General features: G+C 38.7%; 18 protein-coding genes. 2 read left to right on the top strand and 16 right to left on the bottom strand.

What is annotated here, in order from left to right; all coding sequences use genetic code 11:
• Positions 1-48: 48 nt before the first annotated feature.
• The 3 genes from JOC86_RS12065 to JOC86_RS12055 are packed head-to-tail and all read right to left on the bottom strand — an operon-like array spanning position 49 to position 3,261.
• On the bottom strand, positions 49-1,461 hold the full coding sequence (locus JOC86_RS12065; protein WP_205172861.1) for an MBL fold metallo-hydrolase: 1,413 nt from the start codon (positions 1,459-1,461) through the stop codon (positions 49-51).
• Between the two features lie 23 nt (positions 1,462-1,484).
• A complete protein-coding gene (locus tag JOC86_RS12060) occupies positions 1,485-2,045 on the bottom strand; it encodes a helical membrane plugin domain-containing protein (protein WP_205172855.1) in 561 nt (186 codons plus the stop codon).
• A gap of 22 nt (positions 2,046-2,067) precedes the next feature.
• Positions 2,068-3,261, bottom strand: a complete 1,194-nt coding sequence (locus tag JOC86_RS12055; protein ID WP_205172852.1) for an NAD(P)/FAD-dependent oxidoreductase — start codon at positions 3,259-3,261, stop codon at positions 2,068-2,070.
• Between the two features lie 291 nt (positions 3,262-3,552).
• Here JOC86_RS12055 and JOC86_RS12050 point away from each other — a divergent pair, with 291 nt between their 5' ends.
• Positions 3,553-4,887: a serine hydrolase domain-containing protein gene (locus JOC86_RS12050; RefSeq protein ID WP_205172849.1), complete on the top strand. Its 1,335-nt coding sequence runs from the start codon at positions 3,553-3,555 to the stop codon at positions 4,885-4,887.
• A gap of 386 nt (positions 4,888-5,273) precedes the next feature.
• Here JOC86_RS12050 and JOC86_RS12045 read toward each other — a convergent pair whose 3' ends face one another.
• The 5 genes from JOC86_RS12045 to JOC86_RS12025 all read right to left on the bottom strand — a co-directional run bounded on the left by JOC86_RS12045 (position 5,274) and on the right by JOC86_RS12025 (position 13,828).
• Positions 5,274-5,663: a hypothetical protein gene (locus JOC86_RS12045; protein WP_205172847.1), complete on the bottom strand. Its 390-nt coding sequence runs from the start codon at positions 5,661-5,663 to the stop codon at positions 5,274-5,276.
• A gap of 39 nt (positions 5,664-5,702) precedes the next feature.
• Positions 5,703-6,110, bottom strand: a complete 408-nt coding sequence (locus tag JOC86_RS12040; RefSeq protein ID WP_205172845.1) for a hypothetical protein — start codon at positions 6,108-6,110, stop codon at positions 5,703-5,705.
• Between the two features lie 373 nt (positions 6,111-6,483).
• Entirely contained in the window at positions 6,484-10,695 is a 4,212-nt protein-coding gene (locus tag JOC86_RS12035) for a S8 family serine peptidase (RefSeq protein WP_205172843.1), read from the bottom strand.
• A gap of 339 nt (positions 10,696-11,034) precedes the next feature.
• On the bottom strand, positions 11,035-12,291 hold the full coding sequence (locus tag JOC86_RS12030; RefSeq protein WP_205172842.1) for a helix-turn-helix domain-containing protein: 1,257 nt from the start codon (positions 12,289-12,291) through the stop codon (positions 11,035-11,037).
• A 343-nt stretch (positions 12,292-12,634) separates the two neighbouring features.
• Positions 12,635-13,828: a PDZ domain-containing protein gene (locus JOC86_RS12025; protein WP_205172840.1), complete on the bottom strand. Its 1,194-nt coding sequence runs from the start codon at positions 13,826-13,828 to the stop codon at positions 12,635-12,637.
• Between the two features lie 351 nt (positions 13,829-14,179).
• Between JOC86_RS12025 and JOC86_RS12020 the strand changes: the two genes are divergently transcribed.
• Entirely contained in the window at positions 14,180-15,409 is a 1,230-nt protein-coding gene (locus JOC86_RS12020) for a helix-turn-helix domain-containing protein (RefSeq protein WP_239587536.1), read from the top strand.
• A 53-nt stretch (positions 15,410-15,462) separates the two neighbouring features.
• On the opposite strand, the gene JOC86_RS12015 is transcribed toward JOC86_RS12020, so the two are convergent.
• The 8 genes from JOC86_RS12015 to JOC86_RS11980 form a co-directional block, all read right to left on the bottom strand.
• A complete protein-coding gene (locus JOC86_RS12015) occupies positions 15,463-15,849 on the bottom strand; it encodes a protease inhibitor I9 family protein (RefSeq protein WP_239587535.1) in 387 nt (128 codons plus the stop codon).
• Between the two features lie 75 nt (positions 15,850-15,924).
• Positions 15,925-16,674, bottom strand: coding sequence for a copper homeostasis protein CutC (locus JOC86_RS12010; protein ID WP_205172836.1), 750 nt, complete (start codon positions 16,672-16,674; stop codon positions 15,925-15,927).
• Positions 16,675-16,738: 64 nt separating this feature from the next.
• Positions 16,739-17,461, bottom strand: a complete 723-nt coding sequence (locus tag JOC86_RS12005; RefSeq protein WP_205172834.1) for a hypothetical protein — start codon at positions 17,459-17,461, stop codon at positions 16,739-16,741.
• Position 17,462: 1 nt separating this feature from the next.
• Positions 17,463-18,017 carry a signal peptidase I gene (locus tag JOC86_RS12000; protein WP_205172832.1) on the bottom strand — a complete coding sequence of 185 codons (555 nt, stop codon included), beginning with the start codon at positions 18,015-18,017 and terminating at the stop codon, positions 17,463-17,465.
• Positions 18,018-18,594: 577 nt separating this feature from the next.
• Positions 18,595-20,037 carry a S41 family peptidase gene (locus JOC86_RS11995; RefSeq protein ID WP_205172829.1) on the bottom strand — a complete coding sequence of 481 codons (1,443 nt, stop codon included), beginning with the start codon at positions 20,035-20,037 and terminating at the stop codon, positions 18,595-18,597.
• A 474-nt stretch (positions 20,038-20,511) separates the two neighbouring features.
• Positions 20,512-21,765 (bottom strand): homoserine dehydrogenase, encoded by a 1,254-nt coding sequence (locus JOC86_RS11990; protein ID WP_205172825.1) that lies wholly within the window; start codon positions 21,763-21,765, stop codon positions 20,512-20,514.
• Positions 21,766-21,768: 3 nt separating this feature from the next.
• Complete coding sequence (gene metX, locus JOC86_RS11985; RefSeq protein WP_338021744.1) at positions 21,769-22,851, bottom strand: homoserine O-acetyltransferase MetX; 1,083 nt, start codon at positions 22,849-22,851, stop codon at positions 21,769-21,771.
• Positions 22,852-23,036: 185 nt separating this feature from the next.
• Positions 23,037-24,833, bottom strand: coding sequence for a PLP-dependent aspartate aminotransferase family protein (locus JOC86_RS11980; RefSeq protein ID WP_205172822.1), 1,797 nt, complete (start codon positions 24,831-24,833; stop codon positions 23,037-23,039).
• Positions 24,834-24,933: the final 100 nt, after the last annotated feature.

The raw sequence follows: 24,933 nt of genomic DNA, 5'->3' as shown, positions 1-24,933 counted from the left end.
AGGCTAATGAAAAAAACTGGAACGAAAGGAACCAGTTTTTTTAACTATTTAAACGTTCTGTTTCTTCACTTCTGTTTGCCAATCTGTATAGCCTCCAGTAAGATTAAGAACATCCTTAACCCCTTTAGACTGGAGGATACTTGCCGCTATCGCTGACCTTCCACCAGCTTGGCAATTGATCAATATAGGAATATCTAACGGAACTTCTTCAATACGATCTAGTAAATTTCCGAGCATAATGTGTTTGGCTCCATTAATATGACCTGCATCCCATTCAGACTGACTCCGGACATCAAGAACGGCTACCTCGCGATTTTTAATTAGGTGTTCCGCTTCATTGGATTTTATATTTTTATAGGATTCCAGCATGGAGGCTGATTGAATGGCCTTATTCACATCCATATGTGACTCTAGTTGGTCAACGCCAATCGATTGAAGAGCAATCTTGACTTCTTCGGTCGTTTCCGGTTCAGTTAATAGATATAGCGGACGACGGTAATCAACAATCCAGCCAGCCCAATTTGTGAACGATTTATTGAAGGGAATGTTGATTGTTCCAGGTAGATGAGAATGAGAGAATTCATTAGAGCTCCTCGTATCGATTACCTGTGCCCCTTCTTGAATCAAGGTTTCCAGCTCTTCTATACTCTTAATAATGGCCGGTGAAGGTAATTCACTCACACTAGTGGTTCCAACTTTATTCACGTGCTTCATACTAGCAAAGTATTTCGGTGGCTCTGGTTGTCCTTCTAATAACGTTTCTACAAAGCGGTCGGCCTCTTCATCCTGCATCGCCCAATTAAACCGCTTCTCATATCCGACAGTCGAAGAAGGAATCGCTCCTAAAGACTTCCCACAAGCGCTTCCTGCCCCGTGAGCAGGCCAAACCTGCATAAACTCAGGTAACTCCTTAAAATGCTTTAAAGATTCAAACATTTCGTAAGCACCTGTTACAGATGTCCCTTTAACCCCTGCCGCTTTTTCCAATAAATCAGGGCGTCCTACATCTCCAACGAAGACAAAATCACCTGTAAAGATTCCCATCGGCATATCGGCATTGACTCCTTCATCTATCAGGATAAAGGATATACTCTCTGGCGTATGCCCTGGAGTATGTATCACTTCAAACGTTATATTCCCTACTTTAATAATGTCACCATCTTTTAGGAGTGTGTGAGGGAGGTGATCAATATGTTGATATTTCCAATCAGAGCCTCCTTCATCCGAAAGGAACATTTTCACACCGATTCGCTCGGCCAATTCCCGAGAGCCTGAAACAAAATCAGCGTGAATATGGGTTTCTAGCGCCCCAACTAGTTTCATCCCTTCTTTTGCCGCCGCTTTTATATATGGATCCACATTACGTCCCGGATCAACAATGACCGCTTCTTTAACAGCTTGGCACCCCACCATATAGGAGGCATGAGCCAGCTTCTCATCATAAAAGTACTTTAATAACATCTACAATCCCCCTTCACAATCACTTATCGACTCTTTTCAGAAATCGTATCTAAAGTAGCCTGAATATAATGTAACCCCTTTTGGACATTTGGATCCTTCATCCACTTCAATACAGTAAAAATTGAGATTTGCTGCTGTGGCTGAGATTCTGCTTTTTCCTTAATACGATCGACTAACTCTAGCGTTTCTTTCCCACGCTCTACTACTGGGAAATCCATTGCGGAATGATAAAGCTGGTCCAGTGTTTCTTTATCCTTCCAAACACTTTCTAGAAATACGGTTACTTGCTCTAGCCTTTCCACTAGTTTAAGAAGAACAGGTAATTTCCCTAGCAATTGAACTAGGGCTTCTATAGACTCTGCATTGATGGATGAATAGGTTAAGCGCTGTTCGAGTTTGTCGATGGTTTCACGATCTTTCACAACAGATTCACTGAACTGAATGAGATTCCCTACCGAATCCATTGACCTCTGGATCTCAGGTAATTTTTGAATTAATTTCTTTAAGGATTCTTGTACCTCTGGACGTTCTAGCTCATTTAACCATTCATATGACTGTGTTTGATCCGCATAGCCTGGAGCCATGACATCCCCTCCTTACTTGTTATTATAAAACACCCTTTAGCATTCCATCCCAATAGATAACAGGAAGCATATCCTTTTTAAGAAAATACATAGATTTTCTTTCTTTTGCTTGATTAAAAGGCATTGATTCACTAGGATTTTTCTCATAATCGAACTCTGCTAATATTAGACTGTTGTATCCCGTCACTAAAGGACAGGATGTATATCCATCATAACGAGCACTGATTGGTTGACCCTTGATGATTGCCATTAGATTCTCTACCACGACAGGTGCCTGCTTGCGAATCGCAGCACCCGTCTTCGAAGTTGGAAGATTACTAGAATCTCCAAGTCCAAAAACATTAGGATAGCGATGATGCTGCAATGTATACTTATGGACATCCACCCACCCGTTTTCATCCGCTAACGGGCTTTCTTTTATAAATGCCGGCGCTTGCATAGGCGGAGTGACATGAAGCATATCAAAGCTTAATGTTTTCGTTTCTCCTGTATCTAGATTTTCGAAAACCGCTTCTTTTAGTTCTCCACGTACTTCTATTAAATTATGACGATAATGAGGATCGATTTGTTTTCGTTGCACGACCTTTTCCAACGCCTTTCGATATTTCGGAACATCAAAAATGGCGGGATTCGCGGATCCAAAAATGATAGTAGACTGATCTTGTACTCCTGATCGGTTAAAGGAATCCTCCGCTAAATACATAATCTTCTGAGGAGCCCCTCCGCATTTGACCGGAGTATTCGGATGAGTAAAAATGGCATTACCGCCTGAAAAATTACGAATCGTCTCCCAAGTATAATCAACATGTTCATATGAATAATTGCTACATACGTTGTTCTTCCCAAGAGTCTCTTTTAACCCTGTAACCCCATCCCAGTTAACCTGAATTCCTGCTCCTACAACTAAATAATCGTAAGTATAGCTTTCACCACTAGTTGTCGTGATCTGGTTTTCCTCTGGTTCAAATGAAAATACCGCTTGTCGAATCCAATGAGCCCCTTCTGGGATTAAGCCCTTCATATCACGGCAAGTCGTTTCCTTTTTGGCCACACCTGCCCCAACAAGTGTCCATAACGGCTGATAATAGTGCTTCTCTGCCGGATCAAAAATAGCAATGTCCTGTTCAAAAGCTTTAGACTGTCGTAGCAAGCGAGCAGCTACAGTAATACCCGCTGTCCCGCCCCCGACAATAATTACTTTAAAATGTGATTTCATGAGAAGACCTCCTTCAAAAAGTTTGTACTACTCAAATGAATCCCTTTAGACAAAGTATTTGTCTTATTAATAGTAATATTTAGAAAATGATTTTTATATAGGGGGATTCCCCTATATTTATCGTTAGTGTTTTAAAGAAACTGTTCGCAAATTTTGTCAAAAAAATCCTAATCAACCTGATAGTCTAATGGAATTATTTTCAGAAAAATATAACCTGGATAAATAAGTACTTAGTTACCCCTGTTCGTACTGTATAATTTTGAGAAGAGTAGAGGGAAATAGGAGGGAATTATGCAAAATATTAAATGGAATCATTTTGAAGAACATCTACAAACGTTAATGAGAGAGGAAAACATACCAGGCGCGGCAGTTGCTGTTTCACAAAACGGAGAAGTCATATATCAAAAAGGATTTGGTGTGAGAGATATCATCACTAAACAACGAGTCACACCAGATACCATTTTTGGCATAGCCTCGATTACAAAATCATTTACCGCAATGGTGATCATGCAGCTAGCCAAACAGGGAATGCTTTCAGTCAACGATCCGGTAACAAACTTTCTTCCAGAGTTCAAATTGCATGGGGTAGAAGATTTAACCAGCATTAAGGTCCATCATCTACTGTCTCATACAACTGGACTGCCCCCTATGAAACGTAGAGAAGAGTTGAATAAGTTTGATGAACACCTCGAATATTTAGCAACAAAACAGTACGAACTATTAGGGGAGCCGGGAGAGTATTTTAGCTATTGTAATGACACGTTTCTATTATTAGGAGCTATTATTGAAAGATTGACAGGCCGGCTCTTTAGAAGATATGTTACAGAACAAGTGTTAACACCCTTGAGCATGAACCGTTCGACATTTAGTCTTGAAGAAGTGTCGAAGTTTCACAATGTGTCTGTACCATACGAATGGAATGCGGAAACCGAAAAATTAGAATGCTGTTCGTGGCCACCTTTAGGAAATTATGAAGTTGGTGGAGGGATTCGTTCCACGGTAATAGATTTGTTGAAATATGGTCAACGTTTTGTTAATGGAAGTTCAAATGATGCATCCATCTTAAACAAAGAAGATTTAAAAGAAATGTGGAATCCCGTTCACCAGGTCGGTAGAAATACATTTTATGGATATGGCTTAAGAATGACACCTCATTATTCCAACCTAACATTGGTCGAACATGGTGGCAGCCAGCCTGGAGTGTCTTCTCACTTTGGATTTGTGCCTGAGAAACAATTAGTGGCAGCAGTGTTAACGAATGGATCAGCTGTTCCTGTAAGTGAAATTTGGCTTACTGCCATAAATACAGCATTAGGGTTACCGATAGAACAAAAGCGAAGCATTGAACCACACTATGATGCCTCTTTACAAGAGCTACAACGCTTTGTTGGTACATATAGGACAGAAGAGCAAGGAGAACTTACGATACTTTTAGATGGAGATACACTAAAAGCTGAATCAGATGGAAGGCAATTTGACCTGAGAGCAAGTGGTCCAGATACTCTCGTCATGAAGAACAAAGATGAACCGATTCGTTTCTTCTTTAAAAATAGAAAACAGCCTTGGGCAGCCCTTTTCGGATCTCGTATGTTTAGACACTCGGAAATTGATGTAGTGAAAAATTGAATATTCCTTCTCCAAAAAGGCATTTGTTTTTCGATATACAAAAAGACGACATTTTCATAAAGAATCATACCCACTAAAGTAATATCGATAAATATTAATTTGGGTTCAACCATTTCTAAAAAGCAATAAGGCTTATTACAGCCACTATAGATATCAATGAAATTTAAATAAGATGACCCCTGTTCATTACAGAGGTCATCTTTCTATAGCAGCTTAGTTTTTTAAAATTTTTTTTACAAAGGGGCTCATAAATCATGTTTTTGATTTTTATTAATGTTTGACCGTTATTTTCTTCTGCTCAGATGTTAACGATAATCCCGTTTCATCCGTCCCCGTTACGGTTACAAAGTAATCTCCACCTGGATATTCTGCATCTGGGTACCATTTTAATCATTTTTGATATCCTCATAATCTAAGTCATTGCCCTCTGCACCTGAAATCTCAGTGTACCAATCCAACCTTTTATAACCAAATACCAAGATGGAGACAGGCTTTGTTTCATTTACATTCGTACCGGAAACGCTAATATAATTGATAAATGGATCTGCATGTAGCAATTCCTCGTCTCCAACATTGCGGAAATAATCAATAGCAGAAACCATGACAATCTCAGGTTTAACATCTGAAACATACTCATTTTTAATAGAAGCTAGACTGTGAGATTTTCCATTTACCCAAATCATGCTTCCGATATAACCGCTGCCTTCTTCTTTTACATCCCACGTAATTTTATATTTGCCATCCTGTTCCTCTTCTGCCTTAAGATTTTCTACCACAGGTTAGACTGAGTCGATTTTAATAGGAATTTTTGTTTGCTAAGGCTCTGCTCCCTCATAATTCAATGGACTCTCGTTTGGCAGAGTGTTTCCTTTATCATCCTTACCACTCCAAAACACACTATCAAATTTATAATTATTATCCCCATAGCTCATGATATTCTTTTTAAAGGAACAGGGACTGCCATCTTCAGTAAATTCACTAAATTTGGTGATGGTTGTAAAAGTATTCCCATCCTCATCTTGAATACTTAGAGACATTTCTTTCAAATTACGAAATGCAGTGAATGAAAGATAGATACCAGTTGGAATGGCTCTTGCTGAATATCCAACCTTCTCTTTATGGTAAGTATTTGTTGAAGCGTCGTAACCCATTGGCAAGTTCAAAAAATCATTCCATAGAACCGTATATCCCAGGAACGGAACTCCTTTGAATAGAACTCTCATCAATATTGTCAATTGAATCCCACTCACCGTAGAAACCCATAAATGGAATGGTAAATTTTTAGCTAATGGCTTTACATCTAGAGTAAAATCAATCGTACGGTCGACCAGTGACGAATGAATGAAAATCTACTATATGACTTTGGCAAATGAAAATTACGTTAGAAAACAAGATGATGGATAAGGTGAAGAAAAAACTTTTAGGCTGTGTAAAAAGTCTCATATCCTAGAAGATCTTATCCAGAGTTTCTTTAGTCCTGATATTCTTTTAGTTGTAAAACTTACTCATAAACGATCTAAAACAGTCAAAATTAAAAAGTGTGGAGAAACGGCAAAGGTTTCTCCACATTCTGAGAATCATTAAGGACATCTTTATTTATCCTTTTAAATCTAGACCAATTGAACGCAATAATTTTTCCAATGTCACGTTTCCATGTTTTTCTTTTGGCTTTTTATTCTTTTTCGCATCTGGTCCTTTTTCTAGGAAATTTTTCTCAATGAAACGAATATCTATTTCATCCACTTTTCCGTCTTGGTTGATGTCCCCTTTATTTACACCGACGCCTTCTTTACCATAAGAAAATACGGAAATAATGGCATCACTAATATCAATCATACTGTTTCCATCAACATCACCAGCAAGGTTTATCTTGAAGTTTGTTGAAATAAATTTTCCATAATGATTTCCTTTATATGAATATCCAGATGTGAAACTTGTGTATGTTTTCAAGTGTCCTGGAACATCTACTACTACATTGTACTTCTTACCGTCAGCAGGTACACCTAAAATAATGTATTTTCCACGTGAGTCAATCGTACCTTCATATTTCTCACCATCTGGCGATAAAGCGTATACCTTTGCTCCAATTTCTTCGGCAACACCATATGGTAAAGTAATTGAACCCGGTTTCAGGAATGCTTCTGGTTTAATATACCCTTCTATTTTTGAATGTTCAGATACGAAATCAAAGTAAGATGTACTATAATATGGTAGAGAAACTGGATCGGATTCACCTGCTTTAGTGTAATTGGAATTTGTTACTTTTAATTTGTCATTTCCATAGAACCAATCATCCCTAATGACTTTAAATGTAACATCTAAGAACGGCATGTCTTCATTCAGCCCAGTAAATCCTTCCCCATTTATCTCAGCCCCGACGTTTACTGTTGAGTAAAAACTACCTTCTTTCACTTCAGCTTCTTTAAGCGATGCTTCCAGTCCATTTTCTTTTGCATAGTTCATCACTGCATCATTCAACTCGACTGTTTCAAAAGAGTATTGTTCCCCTTTAAATTCGACAGAGTACTCTCCAGATACAAGGTTCTTTACATTATTCAGGCTCAGCGTCATCGTAACCGAATCGCCTAATTTTACTTCTTTCTTGTTGTAATCAGAAGTAAGGTATTCAGTACCTTCTTGCATGAAAATATATCTTTGATAATTTACATTCGCTGCTATGTCAGTAGCTGCTAGACTTAATCTTAATGGTCCGTTAGCAATATCAGTTGGTTCAATACCGAATTCTGTATCCCCTTTTGAATCCGCTGGAGGGAAACAGCAATTAAAGTACTCACGGAAGCCAGTAGCAATTAAAAATTTATTCGAAGATTGATCATATTCCAATCCTTTTGATTGTAATACATCCACTGTTTTATCCTGCACATTTCCATGGATCCAGAACGCTTTTTTCCCAAATTCTTCTGTGTACATCTCTTCACTTATTTCATACACACCAGGAGCCTTGTCAAAGTTTACTTCAGGCTTTGTATTATCGACAATTATAGGTGTGTCAGCAGAATATGTTCCACCTTCCTTATCATGACCAATAATCTCTAATACATATTCTCCTTCAGGCAGTTCTATATACTCTTCTGCTATTGGATTGTCTGGGTCATTAGTGAATGGAAAAACAACTCCTGTGAAGGCAGGGTTAAGGAAATATCTTTGATCAGGCTTTGCTGTATCATCTTTGATGGTACTCACAAGCCCTATAGCTTCACCTGATTGACTATCCTTCACAATAATGTCTATCATGTTAATTGGACTTTTCATTTCAAATGTACCCATTACTATTGGATTGTAATACTGCCACTTCGGTGTATTATTTGCTACAGCAGGTCTGTCTGTTTCGAAATATTCGAACCCTTTTCCTGTGACACGAATTGCAAAAGGAATCTGGTACGTTTCACTCGAGCCATTGGTATTGGTCATATGAATGAAGCCTTCATAACGCCCTTCCTCGGCATTTTGGGGTACTGTTATCTTTGGTAATACTTCCTTAGATCCACCACCACTAATCTTGAGGCTCTCTGGCACTTCTACTTGAATACCATTTTTCTCCCCATCTTTAATGCCCGTGCGTTCACCATGATACTCCACTTCTACCTTGAATGACTTTTCTTCATTGCCACGGTTTTCAATGATCACTTTACTGCTGTCTTGAATCGCGTCTCCGGTTTTATAATGACTCCCAAAGGAGATAGAAGCTGTTTCCTCTTTAATTTCTACTACTTCTCCGTTTTCGAGATTCTCCGTTTTGTCCATCACTTTAATGGATACATCTGTGCGAACGGCATCATATGCATCTACACGTCCAGCCCCTTGTTCGTAAACAGAAACGTCACCGTTTAAGTCCTCTGCTGTGTTCATTAATGCAGCTTTTACATCAAATGGAGAATACTCTGGATGCTCTTGAAGCATTAATGCTGCTACTCCTGCCACATGTGGAGTCGCCATAGAAGTTCCCTGTAGGCGAGCATAGGCTGCTGTATAATTATCTCCCTCTTCAGGACTATTGATGTATTCCGGAATGGTAGAGAAGATCGCTACTCCGGGTGCGACAACATCAGGTTTAATATCATAGCTTCCATTAACTGGCCCTCTTGAGCTGAATCCAGCCAGGTTATCCCCCTCTGTTTGAACACTTGCTAATTCTCCAAAGGTAAGGGATACGTTATTACCTAACCCTTTTAAACGCTCTCCGTCTGCTTTTGTCATGCGGAAGGTCGGGATAAATTCTGATCCTTCCCCTATATAAGCCTGAATCTCTCCGTCTACGTTATTGTAGATGATAACAGCTTCTGCTCCCGCTTCTTTCGCATGGTTCATTTTATCAACAAAAGCTATTTCTCCACGTTGAATCAGGGCGATTTTCCCTTTGAAATCTTTTCCTTCAAAATCATCAGCATATCCTAGGCCGGCAAAAACAACTTGTTTCGACTGGTTTTGAAGAGCTTTTAAATCATCTGTTAAGTTCTTGCCTAACAACATAACATTTTCGAATGTCTGCCTATTTGCACTCATGCTTTCAAAAGTTGGTATATTCATCGCAAAGTCACTTGCTCCAACCGTAATACCAAGGGCAGCCGCACCTGGAGAACCGAGGGTCTTTTCATTTGGTCCACTGTTTCCTGCTGCTACAACCGTTACCACTCCAGAAAGCATGGCATTATTAACGGCAACGGATGTCGGATATAATGGATCATTTGTAGCTGCTCCTAACGAAAGATTAATGACATCCATTTCGTCCGCGATGGCTTTATCAATACCAGCAAGAATACCTGATGTCGCTCCAGAACCATAAGGCCCAAGAACACGATAGCCGTATAGGTCTACATCTGGAGCTACACCTTTTACCGCATAATCTACATTGTTTTTCTGTTCTCCGGCTATGGTACCTGATACATGGGTACCGTGCTCTGTATAATAGACGGTGCCAGATGAAGGATTGATTTCAGGCTGACCTGAATTCTTCCAGTCATCGTATGTAGTTTCCATTGGGTCTGCATCGTTATCGATAAAGTCCCAGCCCTTTACCGTTTCTGGATCAACTGTTTTAGGGTCAGAATCACTTGATTCCTTATACCCACCATACGCATCCTGTAAATCTGGATGATTGTAGTCGATTCCTGTATCCAAAACCCCAACCTTAATGCCTTCACCTGTCACTTCTTCTGCATGAAGCTTGTCCACATTGATTTGTGGGATACTATCCATCATTTTGGATTTAGAAGCATACTCTTTTTTGGAAGGAAGATCAAGCTGAACCACTTCATCCTTCCAAACGCGTTTTACTACTCCAGAAGCAAGTAGTCCTTCAATCTCATTACCTGGAATCGTCATCGCCACACCTGTGATCACTGAGCGGTACTCCTTCGTAATTTTTGCCTCTTTTAATTGAGGGCTGGCACCTTTTTTATTTTTCATAGAGTTGAAGCTTTCCTTAAATTCATGGTGTGCTTTCTCAACCTTTGCAGCAGCTGCTTTCGTCGTGGTACGCACTCCCTTTGCAGATTGCTTCATTACTTCAACCTTTGCTGGAGCTTGGTTAAATTCAACAATGACATCGACAAGTCCGTCACTATTAGTATTAATAGTAGGTGCGATTTCAAAGTTAGGCTTTGCTTCTATCTGTTTAAGGGCCTTTCTTTGTTCATCTGATAGATTTATCAAAACTTTCTCTACGTCTTTCACTTGTTTGAATCCAGGCGTACTTTCCGCCATCACGTTCATGGGAATTCCTGATGCTCCTATTAAACTGGTAGCCAGTGCGACGATCAACATTCTTGCAGAACTCTTCTTGTTCATAAACTTCCCCCTCTGATTCCTTAATCCAAGTTATAAATTTAAATACAACCTATATTCTATTGTTTAATAAAAAGTTTGTTAATTGGGAAAATTATATATAAAATAAGATGAAATAAAACTTCACTAGTGTATAAATACCTATTCAATATAAAAGATGATCAGGAAAGTTGGGAAAGTTTTATAGATAACAGAAAATATACCTATTTAGCATGACATTTCTACTCTAAAAAAGTCCTTTCGCCCCTGCTGGAATAAAGTAAAAAGTCCTATTAAAATTCAATATTATGAAAAAAGTACCTGCTAGTAACAGTTACAACAGTTACTATTTAAAGGTAATTTTCAAATATGATTTTGGTTAAAGAGTAATTTCTTTAAAAGTTCATTTGATAATTTAAGGTATTGATTAGCAGTTGATAGGTCATTTTTCTCTCTAAAGTACTCTGCTAATCGATCGGAATATTTTATCGCCTGATAAAGGTTTAATTTTTTCATCATAGGGAGGCCACGATTGATTAAATAATCGGTTAGCCTTTTAAAATCTTTTATAGCTTCTAAATACAAGACCATCAATTCAACATATTTAGTAGACTGCTCATCTTTAAAATCTTTTAGAACTTCTTGTATAAGATTTACTGCTTTTTCGTTTTCATTTAAGTCTATGAGAACCTGTGCAACTTCAACCACTGTATTGTAATAACCAATTGTATTTTTTGATTTTAATTCAAGAGATTGAAAGAAATATTCTAACGATTCTTGAAGTCTTTCTTTCTTCTTATATAATAGCCCTAGGTTATGGAGGACGGTTGTTTTTGTCGTTTTGTCCCGTAACATTCCTGCGTCGTTTAGAGCTGTATCAAGCATTGTTTCTGCTCGCTCTAAATCATTAATGTAGATAGAGTTAACAGCAAGCCCAATTTTCACATGCAGAATACGTAAAATATTACCTGTATTCTGAAAGATACGAAGAGCTTTATAGGCATAATGAAGAGACAAGGTAAAATGTTTTAAGTATCCATGGATGGCCGCTTTATAATAATAGTAATCCGTTACTTTCTCGCTATATAGCTCAGCTTTTTCTTCAATTTTCTCTAGAATTTCAATCGCTTGAGTATATTGCTGAATTTGAGCGTAATAGATCCCTTGGAAAAATTCCCAAAGATATTTTTCAAAAGATGAGAATTTATTTCTGTTTTTTTTCATCGTATAGGACACATGTTCAAATTCAGCAATGTTATTTGTAAATAGGAAATACCTAAGCATATAAAGCTCATATAAGTAAACCATTTCTGTACATTGAATATACTCTTTATATGTAACTAACTCTTGATATAGTCTTTCTGCATGATCTCTATTTAGTCTCTCAATCGCTTCATAAAATTGAGCCAGTTGCCTCTTTAAGTATTGGGTTTTCTTGTTTTCCTCTTCAATTGAAATGCCAAGTCGATAGCAAAGCATTTCCATGGTTTCGAGATTTCCCTCTTTGGAATTATTCTCAATCTTACTTAGATGGGTCGGTGAGCATATTCCTTGGCAAAGCTGCTCTTGTGTTTTATTTTGCTTTTTTCGATGGTAGTAGATAATCCTCCCGATAGACATCTTAACACTTCCCCCTTTATACTTACTTTCATTATACATGGGTTATCTATATCTATTAAGCTCTCAACCTAATATAGAATTAAATAGTTCAAGTTTTATAAATGAAAGCAATAAAAAAAGTTGGCTCGGGTCAACGATCTATGAGCCAACTTTTTAACTTAAGGATTATTCAATACCCAATTCTCTTTAAATGTCTTCCAATGTAAGTGCATTATACCTATCCATTGCTCTGGACCATTTTTAACTCCTCAATCTTTAAAAGAATACTTAATTCAATTAATTCAAAGTCTCTTTAATCAATTTTCCCATCAAAATTAAATCAGCTTCTTGTGATTAATCAAAATCATACAGCATCCCTCGACCACTTCTTCCCTTCACCAACGACAACAATCCCCAGCTCATGATGGTCATCCTCATATAATGCCCCTTGAGCAAAACGTATTTGTCCATTAACGTCGATTACTTCCAGTTTGCAATAAGCACGGTTATTCTGGATGGCTTCATATAAGCCTCTCTCCGTATGAACCTCGATACCGTTCACTTTTTCAATAACCTCTCCAACTTCAAGGGTCATTTTTTCGGCTGGCGATCCTGGAATGACGGCTAAGACCGTTAAGCCTTTCTCCCTTTGAGAAAAATAGAAACTCTTGGATTCTTCTTCTGAGCGGTGACGGAATGAAATCCACTCTCTTCCGATGATCGCTGTAACGACAGCAAAAATCATAAACAACGGTACAAATATACCGATGATGGCTAACGTAATGACAAACGCTCCTAGCCAGAACACCTGATTTCCGAGGTATTTGATGGAAATCTGAGGAAGTGTGCTCTTAACTAATTGTTGAAACCCGATTAAAAATGGAACCAGCACTAAAGAATAGGATTGTTCCCCAACAGAAATAACTGGCCACCATTCAAATGGAATGGATAACTCTCCACCTGGAATCACTAAAAACATTGGGACCATCCATAGCTTTTTTCCACGATGCGCTCCAATGTTTAACCCCCTTGGACTCTTAATAAGCAGCGGAGTCGTCTTTTTCCAACCATTCGACTTAATTAGAATTCCTTCGATTAGGAGAAGGAGCCCTGTTAATATCCCTACTGAAATTAAAAGACTTTCATCGATACGATTGAAATAAGGACTAAAAACGGGAACCTTTATTTCAAATTGCTTTAAGATAAATAACACAAAAAAAGGAATCCCAATTGTTATTGCAGGTGTAAGTAGTCGGAATCGTAAAGTGATTCCCATTAACAGCGTAACAACCGCTATTAACATGATTGCTCCCATAGAAGTTGTTAATCCTGTTGCGATTGTAATAAGGGAAAAACTAATCCCTAGCAGTAAGCCTAAAGGAAAGAGAAATCGAAGTTCATGATAAAGATCATATACTCTCGTATGAAAATGCTTCCTTTCCTGTTTTACACGTCCAAGCCCTAATATGTATGCCAATATAATAGAAAAGTAGAAAATGGGATGGATAAAAAATTTCCCAACTGATTCTACTAAATCGAGGAACCAAAGCTGCAACAATGTGTGTCACCATCCTCCAATAACTAGTCTTTTTAATCATTCTATCAAAAGCTACTAGGAAAACCTATTGCTATTTGTCACAAACTGTTAGGAAATTTTGTCTTCTTTCGACAGCAATAATGTTCTTTCCCGGGAAATATAAAAAATGTCGTCAATAATTATCAGAATTAATGTGATTTTATCATAATTTTCAGAATTATATAAACGAATTCCGTTCACCTGTAGTACTGAGGAATGTCTTTTTTTGCCATCAGACCTCCGTCTTCCTTTTCCGCTATAGAATAAATAAATAGTCTTTCCTATAATAGATAGAATAACGTTTACTTGGGGTGAATTATGATTGAGGGAAAATTGATTAAATTTCATCGCGAAGAGGCAGGATTAACTCAAGGACAGCTTGCTCAAGGTATTTGTTCGGTTACACACCTAAGCAAAATAGAACGTGGGATCACAGAGTATTCTCATGAAATTACCGATTTGCTTGCAAATAAGCTTGAAATCACCATGGATAGTGAACGTTCTCGTTATCGTCTTTTACAAGAAAAGCTGGAAAAATGGAACAACGCAATCATAATGGTCCGTTCAAATGAGATTCACCAGCTTAAAAACGAAATAGAGATAGAGCCTTTACGATTTCTAGCTGACTTTAAAATTCAATACAATTTAATACTGGCAAGATATTATTTATTTGTAAATGAAAAGTCGAAAACAAAGGAAATATTAGAAACGGTCAAAGATCAGTATAGTCTCCTATCTCCCTATGAACAGAACTTCTTGAAACATGTCGAGGGAATTTACCTTTTTCTAATGGAAAATTTTAAATCCTGCATTGAAATTTTAAAGCAAATTGATCACGATTATCCAAACGAAGAATTCTACTATCATCTAGCAATCGCTTACCACTCGATTCGCTCAAATATTTTTGCTTATTATTATGGAAGGAAAGCATTGCAATTTTTCCAAAAAACATTAAATATATTACGAATCATTGATACAGAAACCTTAATCTTGGTTCAGCTTAATTCCAAAGAACCTCATGATATGGAAGAAACCAAACAACAATATGAAAAGCTATTGAAAGTCTGTGAATCTGTCAACTCGATTGATCGGGCGTCCAAGATCCATCACAATCTAGCATTTGAATATTTCAGGAGAAAACGATACTCTGAGGCAAAACAAGCGTATGAAAAAGCCCTTGAGCTTATAACAGAGGAAGCCCCCCATTATTTAATTTCGCTTAGTGGATATATTTCCACTTGCTATAGAGGTGGTCTCCTCCCCAAGGCAGAGCTTATCAACTTATCGAAAAAAGGATTGAAAATGGCCAAGCAAAATCAGGATCCTAAACTGAGCGATTTTGTTATCCACCTCCATACGATCAATCAAAGTGAGAAGGAACTATATGAGTATATTGAAAAGACAGCCCTTCCCAATTTTATTGCCAACGGGGATCAGTTTATGAAGCAGCATTATGAAAAAAAGCTCTTTCTATATTATGTTAAAACAGACCAAAAAGAAAAAGCGTTTCAACTAGCAGCCGATAGAATGATAAGTGAAAAAAGCTATTATGATTTAGAGTGAAAATGGCAAGTCCGGCACCAAGAATGATGTCGGACCCACTATATTTCTAATGATTAATAGAACTGAATGGGTGGGTCAAGCTGGACTTCTTGATTCGCATAAATAGCGGCAATTTCCGATGATTTCATTAAATTTATGATTGATTTAGCAGGAAGTTTCATCGCCATTCCATTAATAACGGTTTTATAGGTACGTGTGATTGTATATTCTACATGATTTCCTAATAAGCCTAGTTCAAGCTCGTTAAGGAAGCGTGCATGACTGTTTTCAACCTCCTGTGCCGCTTGTTCAAAAGAGAGCATATAACCCTTCTCCTTTGCTAGCGCCATCGCAACACGGGCAGGTTGCGTTTTGAAATGAACAATTACTGAAACGGTCCCATTACTACTTAAATCAATATCAGGATCAACAAATATGGATGTATTCATGTCTTCTTCCATCTCCGTTCCTTCCATTTGCATTATTCTATTCTTTCACACCCCAACATGATCATGGTAATTTCAAATAAACCACAGTCACCTTTGCGTAATAATCCCCTTTATCTCTTCTATTTTCTTTGGCTCAATTCCGAATTGAAAATGATTTTGTTTTCGAACCCCTGAACCAAAGTGATATTCCCTAGCCTTTAGTTCTCCATGAATGTCTTCAATATTATCTAATGTTAAACCCGCCCCAGGCATAACGGTAGGACCTCCATTTTGTTGTGATTCTAGCATGGCCTTAAGCTTTTGTAGTCCCATTCTCACATTAGCAGCCCCTCCGGATGTGAGAATACGATCGACTTTCATATGTGAGGACTGTAAATCCTTATACAGTGCCACCGGGTCATTTGCTTCGTCGATCGCTCGGTGAAAGGTAACCGAAAGTCCATCTGAAAACTCAAGAACCTGCTTTAACATGGAGGTATTCAGCTCTCCATTTTCTGTTAATGAACCAAAGACAATCCCATTCGCTCCAATCTGCTTGACTATTTCAATATCCTTCCTCATTTGTTGAATATCTGTTTCACTATAAACGAAGGAGAAACTATGTGGTCGTACCATTACTTGCACAGGAATCTTCACTCTGTTCACAACTTTGTCGATCACATTGTAACTAGGGGTTAATCCACCTTCACCAATCGCTGTTACTAGCTCCAACCGGTCTGCCCCACTAGCCTCCGCTACCCTTGCATCTTCTTCATTTAACACAATAACTTCTAATTCACTCACCTGATCCACTCCCTGCATATCTTTATTAGGTAAGTTTACTTTATCATGTGACATGAATTTTTGAAAAATATAAGAGTGTAATCAGGGGATTTCCCCAACGATTACACTCTTTTAGTATTTATTCGTACTGTGAACCGTCATCCGTTTGTTTCGCTTTAACAGTAAGTTCTGCGTCGTATTTAACACCTTGATAATCATTCCCTGCATGTTCGTCAAGTTTAATCGCAAAGGAAAGATCAATGTACTCATCTGATTTTAATTGCCAGAACTTATTGATGTTACCACTCTCTGCTCCGTCTCCAAGAACGACTGTTTTCTCCCCAATATTTGCAGAACGTTGCCCGGCCCCAGGACTATTGATATAACCTGTGATGACTTCAACTCCAGGCGCAATTTCAGTTCCAGATTTGACAGCTTTCCCTACTTCATTCGTCGTGCCATCAAAAAGTTCTTCAAGCATCATTTGCGATTTTTTCAGAACATCACCTGATGGCTTTACTTTGTATTTAAGTGCTACATACCCCATTTTGTATGTATCGACTGATAATTCTTTATCAATGGCTTGATGCAAGGTCGCCTGTAAATGTGCGTCCATTGACCCCGTATTATCCAAGGTCATCCAATCTCCGTAAATAAGTTGAGATGGAGCAAACTCATCAATGTTTACAATTTTTTCACTTATATCTTCACCATTATTTATTTCTAGGACACCGTTCGTAATTTCACCTGTTGCCGCCGTCTCAGATGTAAACCAAGAATAAGTTCCAAAGCTTGCTCCTACAGCAATTGCTCCTGCTAATGTAGTACCCAAAAGTGCTTTTTTCGCCGCTACTATTTTCATATTATGATCCCCCTATTGTATTCGTTTCAGTTTTTCTTGTTCTTGCCAGTCTTTCATAAACAGACAAGCAAATATATCCTGTAAACGGTACTGCTAAGAACAACATAAAGCCTAACGGTTTTGACATAAACTGTGTAAGAATTCCAACCTTGGGTATCGTGAAAACCTGCTTGCCTATTAGCTGTTCCTTTAGAACTGGATTTGCATCCTCCGCATTGTTGTTGTCACCCTTTGTAACATAGGCTGCTTGTCCATTTTTTTCGGTCTTTTGTATTATTCTATGTGTAATAAACTTATCAGTCTCTACTCTAAACGTTATGACATCTCCGACTGATATTTCGTCAAAAGCTACCCTCTTTACAAACGTTAAATCTCCACTCTCTAAATGAGGATTCATAGAGTTTGAGAGAACAGTCAGAGGTGTGTAGCCAAAAAAGCTTGGGAGCTTCCCAGGTGTTTTATTGGACTGATAGATGGTGAAAAAAATATAGATTACTAAGGAAGCACCTAAAATCAAAAGGATTCGTCCGACTCTTCTCAATGATTTACTTTTCATTTTGTTTTCCCACCTTTCTATAGTCGATCACTCTAGGTATTGGGAATGGTTGGTGAGATTCTATTATTTCTCTCCTTTCTATTCGTTTCTACTTCTATCATGACAGTAGTTAAATAGTATGTAAATTGGGATATTTCTGAAGAATCACCCAATTAAAAAAGGGTCACAAGGCCTAGTAAGGATGGAAAAAGAAAACGTTCATCCACGGATTCTTAATGAAGATAATGGTTATATTTCTTTTGTCATCTATCTTTAGATGGAATTAATTACCCCAAATTGAATAGATTTTTAGTTAGAAATGAAAAATATAACTTTATTTTAGGTAAAATAAATCCATTTTATTATTAAACGAAATAAATAGTCCCCAAAAAATTGATTGGGACTTTCAGTAAGCCGATGAAGGACACAATCATGGAGGGAAACAGAAAAATGTCCTTCATTAAGCCTATGAAGGACTAAATCTGTAGGAAGGCAAGAGAAACACCCTTCACTTAGCTGATGAAGGATGTTTTCACATAGAAAGACTGGAGAAACGCTTCATTAATGCTGATGTCTCGAAACATCCCCCATCAAAGCATTAGTTCACTCGTTTTAGATAATCCATTGCTGCTTGAAACTGCAAATCATTTTTTTCATTTTTTATTGAGTGAAAAATTTCTTCTTGAAGCTTGCTAGCTGTTTCTTCGTCAATGATTCCAGTCGATTCAAGCTTATTCTTAGATTGAAAGGCTTTCACGGCCTCCTCTGTTTTTTCGCTATAATACCCATCTGTTCGGCCTGGGAAATAGCCGAGGCCTTGCAGCATTTCTTGAGCATTTTTTATCTGGTCATTGTTCATCTCTTGCTTTAGTTCCTTTTCTACTTCAATAGGGTGTGCGTAGAAATAAGACGGTTGACGAACAGGAATGTCCGGCTGAATTCCTTTCTGATGGATCCAATGACCATTTGGGGTTAACCATTTGAACATGGTCAATTTAATATTGCTTCCATCCCCCATAGGAACGGCTTGCTGTACCGTTCCTTTTCCGAATGTCTTCATACCAATGAGTGGATAGGATTCCGCCTCCTGTAATGCGCCTGCTAAAATCTCTGAAGCAGAAGCACTTCCTTCATCAACTAAAACGGCAATCGGATAAGACTTTTTCTTCTTTTTATCAGAAAAATATTTAATTTTTTCTCCACTTCGTTCTTCGATTTGGACAAATGGATTCTCTTCCGTTACAAGCTCATTTAGTATTTCTTCAACACTAGACAGAAGACCACCTGGGTTTCCTCTGACATCAATAATAAGCCCCGTGATATTCTTTTTCTCTAATTTGGATAACTGTTTCTTGAACTCTTTTGATGTGTTTTCAGAGAAGGATGTAATTTCAAGGTACCCAACCGGTTTACTTCCGTCCTTTTTCAAGTCAGAATGGACGGTCTCTACTGGAATTTCGTCTCGTTTCACGCTGACGTTAATTGGCTTCGAAACTCCTTCTCTAGCAATCTCCAATTGAACGGTCGTCCCTTTTTTACCGCGTATTTTTGTCGTAGCTTCATAGAGGTCTAATCCAACTACACTTTCTCCATCTACTTTTAAAATCTGATCATTTGGTCTTAAACCAGCCTCTTCAGCAGGAGAATTTTTATATGGAGCAACAATCAAAAGCTTCCCATCCATCACGGTCACTTCTGCCCCGATCCCCTGAAATGAAGATCCTAAAGAGTTGTTAAATTGCTTAGCTGTATTAGCATTCATGTAAACAGAATACGGGTCCTCTAAAGTTTGAAGCATCCCTTCAATCGCGCCTTCTACTAGCTGTCCCTTATCCACTTTTTGAAAATATTTATCCGCTATCAAATCATAGGCTACTTCTACTTTATGAAGCCTATCTGATACCGTCTCCTCATTAGCAGTCGCGTCATCATCCCTAGCACTCACGAGATTCCATGTCTTCACTCCACCGTACATGCCCCCCGCACCGATCAGAAAAGCGATGATAACAAATATTAAAACCCTTTTCCCATTCTGTTCCATATATCCCCCTCCAAGTCGAAGTCACAAAGTGCCGAAAATATGTTGTCGTAGTGGCGTGTCGGATTGATGGAAGATGCTCTGCAGAAGATTGTGCCAGGTACGAACCTGTGTTTTAGTGCCTGGTACATTTTGGCCTTTTTGTACCTGGCACAATTTCTCCTCTTTGTGACTGGAACAATTTCCACAGTTTTACGCCTGATCCAAACCCTACCTGTTTTGCCTTATACCGTCTCCAGAGACATCTATTCACACTCCACTACACACTCTTTTCCATATCAAACACTGTTCGGTTTTCTTCATAACAAAGACACCACACAAAAACGGTGCGGTGTCTTTGTTACTCTCACTATATGTGGGAGAAGGACAAGTTATGATTATTCGCGAGGAAATTATCCAGTTATCTCTTGCATTTATTCCTCATATAAAGAGGGAAATGTGTTCCAAAGATGTGTACCTGGCACACTCGGTTATGTTTTATTTGCTGGTGACCACCTTTTTTACTTTGTTTTCTAGGGGGATTTCTTTTAGTACTGGAATTGCCTGTACTTCCTTTTTGGAGGAGAGGATGGTTTCGATGTCAGTATCCTTTCCTGCTATTAATAAGAACAATTCTTCTTTTAGGTTTATTCGATCTTTTATTATAAAATGTGTTTCCAATAATTCAAAAACGGATTCCTGTTTGGAAGCTTTGACAACCCATTCACTTATAGATTCCTCTTCTTCGAGTTCCTGAGCCGTTTTGCTTTCAGCTTGTTGGCGAGCTGGGTCTTGATATAATAATGAAAGAAAATCTTCGAGTATTGCACTTGCTGTTGGGAATTTTCCTGCTCCTGGCCCAAGGAGTGTCACTCTTCCTACCAGACTCCCCTTGAGAGAAATGGCGTTTTCCACTTCTTCCACTCCATAAAAAGGATGGGAATTGTGGACGAGAACTGGCTCAACACTTCCATAGATATTGTTTTCTTCATCTCGTTCTAGTGAACCAACATGTTTGAATCGCAGACCAAATGAGTCGGCTGCTTGAAGCCATTGTTTCGTTAAACTGGTGATTCCTTTTCGCGTAATATCTGATAGGTATGGCTGGCGGCCATAGGCTGTTTGACTTAAGGTTAATAATTTATAAAAAGCATCATAACCTTCGATATCACTTGTTGGGTCTTCCTCAGCATATCCTTTTTCTTGAGCAAGCTTGAGTGCTTTTTCAAATGAAAGTCCCCCTGTTCTCATTTGGGAAAGGATGAAATTTGATGTACCATTTAAGATTCCTTGTATTCTTTCAATCTCATTTACTTTCAATAATTCCTTAATAGCACCGATAACTGGAATTCCACCAGCTGTTGTCGCTTCAAAGCCCAACTTTACATTCTTCCCTTTTGCTTTTTCAAGAAGTGTCGGCCCATATTTTGCAAACATCGCTTTGTTAGCCGTTACGATGTGGATTCCTTTGTCAATGGCTTGAGATAAGTAGGAATAGCTCGGTTCTTCTCCAACAATGGCCTCGAAAATGAAATCTAAATCAGGCGTTTCAAGAATATCTTGAAACTGAGTTGTTAAGGTGATCGATGGGTCTACAAATCTTTCTTTTGAAGGGTCTTTAATTAAAATCGCTCTTACTCTTACTTCTTTACCTAATAATTCTTTCAGTCGTTCTTGATGTGAATCGATTGCTTCATAGACTCCTTGGCCAACAGTTCCAAAGCCGAGGAGTGCAACATTTATTGTTCCCATTACCTAAGCCTCCCTTTGTCTTGTATGGTCTGCCAAATGTGATGATAAAAGCGATGCCCACCTCTCGAACTCTACTAAAAACCCGTCATGTCCAAATTGGGTTGGAATATAGTAATAGGTTCCTCTTGGGGTACGTTCGGTAAATTCTTTTATCTTATTTGGGGGGTAAATTAGATCATGCTGAAATCCAATCCCAATCACTTCAGGTTTGTATGAATGAGCCGCTTCTTCGATTCCTCCCCTTCCCCTGCCAATATCATGTGAATTCATGGCTTGAAGTAAATATAAATAACTGTTAGGGTCGAACCTCCTTGTCAGTTTTTCCCCTTGGTATTTTAAATAGGATTCCACTTCGAAAGTAGAGTTTTCTTTTTCTTTTCGCTGGAATCTCTGATCAAATAAATACGGGCTACGATACGTGACCATTCCAGCGATACGAGCGACCTCTAATCCCTTCACATCTTCAGGTTGTGTATAATATCCGCCTTTCCAACCTGGATCGTTTTCGATTGCAGTGGTTCCAATCGTATTAAAAGCAATTCCATAATCACTTAGCTGTGAAGTTGCAGCCAATACGATAATCTTCTCTACGAAAGATGGGTAAAGAAGACCCCATTCTAATGCTTGCATTCCTCCAAGCGAGCCGCCTATGACGGCTAATAATGCATCAATTTCTAGATTCTCCAGTGCCTTTCGTTGAGCATTTACGATATCTCGAATCGTTATCTTAGGAAATTTTGTACGATATTTTTCACCTGTAGAGGGATTAATTGAGAGCGGGCCTGTTGAACCATTACAGCCTCCAAGTACATTAAATGTCACGACTTGATAGTTATTTAGATCAATTGCTTTGTTCACGCCGATCAATCCGTGCCACCAGCCAGGTTCCTGATCCGTTCCAACTGTATATTGATTTCCTGTTAGTGCATGACAAATAAGAATAGCAGGAGCACCCTCTGCCCCGCACCTTTCATAGGCCAATTCAACTTCTTCTAGCTCCTGACCTGATTCAAGTGCCAAATTCCCAATAAACACCTTCCCTGTTTCATGGACTCTATGAGGTAACAGCGATTTATTTAAGCTCACTCGCCTTCAACTCTCTTCTTAAAATTTTTCCATTGAAAGGAGGAAACCAATTTTTCATCTTTTATAATGTTATAGGGTGGGTTTTTCAATGGTTCAGTACTTGTGTGCTTCATTGTCTTCCTCCTTTTGTTATTTCTAGTATCATTTAAGCGTATGTTCTATATAAACCCATTCAGAGTTTTTCTTCATTTCACCTCTGCTGCATATGTCTCGATTGTGCCTCTTAATCGTTGTGCTTCTTTATAGGTGCAACGGTTATGAACCACTTCAAGTCCTGCATCTTTTGCAATTTGTGCCGCTTCTTCCGAGATGACTCCTTCTTGCAGCCAGAAGATCTTTGGTCGTACTGCAGCGGCTTCGATCGCAATTTCAATCGCTGCTTCTGGACTTCTAAAAACCTGAACAATGTCAATCTCGACTGGAATGGAGGATAAGTCTGGATAGGCCTTTTCCCCAAATACCTCGGTTTCCCTTGGATTTACAGGAATGATTTTATACCCTAATCGCTGCATTTTTCTCGCCAATCGGTTACTGGGACGGGCAGGATTACTGCTTAAACCAACGATGGCTAAAGTTTTTTGACGTTGAACGACTCCCCCATTTTGCTCTTCGCGATCAAAAGGAGATTGAAGTGCCCAACGAATGACTCCTTCATCATTTACGGTTATTTCCGTTTTCGCACTCCCATTTTTTGATTGTCCTGTCGCTTCAAAAATGGCACGATCTAGGTCATTTGTTAGATCCTGAACAGATTCTAACCCGATGGACAGACGAATAAGCTCTTCCGTTACTCCTGTTTGCTTTAGTTCTTCTCCACTTAATTGTTGGTGTGTAGTGGAAGCGGGATGGATAATCAGTGATTTAGCATCACCGACATTCGCAACATGTGACCAAAGAGCGACATTATCTATCACTTTCTTTCCTGCATCCCTGCCCCCAACAATTCCAAAGATAACAATCGATCCGAAGCCATCCTTTAAGTATTTTTTGGCAAGGTGATGGGCTGGATGATTTTCAAGCCCTGGATACGATACCCATTCTACAGATGGGTGATCCTCTAAATATTTAGCAACGGCTAAAGCATTTTCGCTATGCTTTGGTACTCGAAGATGAAGTGTTTCTAAGCCTTGCAGTAAAAGGAATGCGTTATGTGGACTCAAACACGCCCCGAAATCCCTAAGTAATTGAACACGTAATTTTGTTGCAAAAGCAAGTGTTCCAAAATCATTAGCATAACGAATTCCGTTGTAGCTCTGGTCTGGCTCTGTAAATCCTGGAAATTTATCATTGTTCCAGTTAAATCGCCCACCATCGACGACAACTCCTCCGATTGCTGTCCCATGACCACCGATCCATTTTGTTGCTGAATGAACGACAATATCTGCTCCCCATGAAAGCGGCTGTGAAACATATGGAGTGGCAAAGGTGTTATCGATGATGAGTGGAATTCCATTTTCGTGTGCGATATCTGCTACTTCTTCTATATCAAGAACATGCAGGCTTGGGTTTCCGATCGTTTCAGCAAAGAATGCTTTCGTATTCGGAGTAATCGCATTTCTAAAATTCTCCGGATCTTCTGGGTCAACAAACTTCACGTTGATTCCATATTTCGGGAGGGTTACGGCAAATAGGTTGTAGGTTCCTCCATAAAGATTTGTAGCCGCAATAATTTCATCACCTGCACCGGCTATGTTGAGAATGGCCAGAGAGATGGCAGCCATTCCCGAAGAGGTAGCTACAGCGGCAACCCCATCTTCTAATAAAGCAATTCTTTTTTCAAAAACATCTACTGTCGGATTTCCAATTCTTGTATAAATATTTCCCGGTTCTTCTAAACCAAATAAGTTTTGGGCATGGTCCGTGTCATTGAAAACGTAGGAAGTGGTTTGGTAAACGGGTACAGCTCTTGAACCCGTTGTCGGATCTGGCGCTTGCCCTCCGTGTAGTAATAAAGTTTCAAGATCGTATTGATTCGCTGTCATAAAAAATTCCCCCTAAATTTTTATTAAATAGATATGAATACTAGGTTTACTGGTAACAAATCCATTAGGAAAAGATTTTTTCTGAAAAAATGAATGAAAG

The sequence above is a fragment of the Rossellomorea pakistanensis genome (assembly GCF_016908495.1).
GTDB classification, from domain to species: domain Bacteria; phylum Bacillota; class Bacilli; order Bacillales; family Bacillaceae_B; genus Rossellomorea; species Rossellomorea pakistanensis.
The sequence above is the reverse complement of the archived record's forward strand: the minus strand, read 5'-3'. Positions and strand labels throughout refer to the sequence as shown.

Excerpts from the sequence above, each read along its gene's own strand:
- JOC86_RS12060 (WP_205172855.1), bottom strand. The coding sequence starts at position 2,045 with ATGGCTCCAGGCTATGCGGATCAAACACAGTCATATGAATGGTTAAAT.
- JOC86_RS11980 (WP_205172822.1), bottom strand. The coding sequence starts at position 24,833 with ATGACAGCGAATCAATACGATCTTGAAACTTTATTACTACACGGAGGG.
- JOC86_RS12010 (WP_205172836.1), bottom strand. The coding sequence starts at position 16,674 with ATGTCACATGATAAAGTAAACTTACCTAATAAAGATATGCAGGGAGTG.
- JOC86_RS12000 (WP_205172832.1), bottom strand. The coding sequence starts at position 18,017 with ATGAAAAGTAAATCATTGAGAAGAGTCGGACGAATCCTTTTGATTTTA.
- JOC86_RS12050 (WP_205172849.1), top strand. The coding sequence starts at position 3,553 with ATGCAAAATATTAAATGGAATCATTTTGAAGAACATCTACAAACGTTA.
- JOC86_RS11995 (WP_205172829.1), bottom strand. The coding sequence starts at position 20,037 with ATGGAACAGAATGGGAAAAGGGTTTTAATATTTGTTATCATCGCTTTT.
- JOC86_RS12065 (WP_205172861.1), bottom strand. The coding sequence starts at position 1,461 with ATGTTATTAAAGTACTTTTATGATGAGAAGCTGGCTCATGCCTCCTAT.
- JOC86_RS11990 (WP_205172825.1), bottom strand. The coding sequence starts at position 21,765 with ATGGGAACAATAAATGTTGCACTCCTCGGCTTTGGAACTGTTGGCCAA.
- JOC86_RS12035 (WP_205172843.1), bottom strand. The coding sequence starts at position 10,695 with ATGAACAAGAAGAGTTCTGCAAGAATGTTGATCGTCGCACTGGCTACC.
- JOC86_RS12005 (WP_205172834.1), bottom strand. The coding sequence starts at position 17,461 with ATGAAAATAGTAGCGGCGAAAAAAGCACTTTTGGGTACTACATTAGCA.
- JOC86_RS12040 (WP_205172845.1), bottom strand. The coding sequence starts at position 6,110 with ATGAGAGTTCTATTCAAAGGAGTTCCGTTCCTGGGATATACGGTTCTA.
- JOC86_RS12015 (WP_239587535.1), bottom strand. The coding sequence starts at position 15,849 with ATGGAAGAAGACATGAATACATCCATATTTGTTGATCCTGATATTGAT.
- JOC86_RS12055 (WP_205172852.1), bottom strand. The coding sequence starts at position 3,261 with ATGAAATCACATTTTAAAGTAATTATTGTCGGGGGCGGGACAGCGGGT.
- JOC86_RS12030 (WP_205172842.1), bottom strand. The coding sequence starts at position 12,291 with ATGTCTATCGGGAGGATTATCTACTACCATCGAAAAAAGCAAAATAAA.